1 protein-coding gene is annotated in these 527 nt (G+C 46.1%); it reads left to right on the top strand.

Annotation, left to right across the window (positions count from 1 at the left end):
- The coding region (locus R7040_RS29770) for a hypothetical protein (protein WP_318098090.1) at window positions 1–416 on the top strand (416 nt) is incomplete at its 5' end.
- Window positions 417–527: the final 111 nt, after the last annotated feature.

Here is a 527-nt window from a genome sequence, read left to right as displayed (position 1 = left end):
CGCCAATGGTCAACGCAATGAAGCGAACCATTGATGCGGATATCGCAGCAGGTGTGCTGTCGTTCAGCCAGTCTTTCATCAACTTTACGACAGCGAATGTGACTTCGGGTGATTTGGTCATCGATGCAACTTCGGGCACATTGAGCTACAAAGGTGGTAAAGCGCACGATGAGCTGAAAGCGTTCGAAGCTTACACTGATGCGATGCTTTTGATTTACAACGATCACGCCGAAGACATGATGTTCGCGGTCGACAATGTGTACGCAGGGTACATGGCATCTTCAGATGCTGACAAAGAACTTTGGCTGAAAGATCTCAATATGATCCAAGCGTATTTACGTGGTGATATCGGCGCTGTGGCTGGTGATTACTACAAGATGCTTGATCGCCTACCAACTGCAGTGAGTTTCCAGTAAATAACTCTTAATTCACTCATACAAAGGCCTGCAGCAATGCAGGCCTTTTTCGTCATAGGATTGATGGAATTTAGGAGTGAAAGATGATCTGTCTGTCTTCTGTCATCACAA

This window comes from Vibrio sp. 1069 (genome assembly GCF_033340555.1).
The sequence above is the reverse complement of the archived record's forward strand: the minus strand, read 5'-3'. Positions and strand labels throughout refer to the sequence as shown.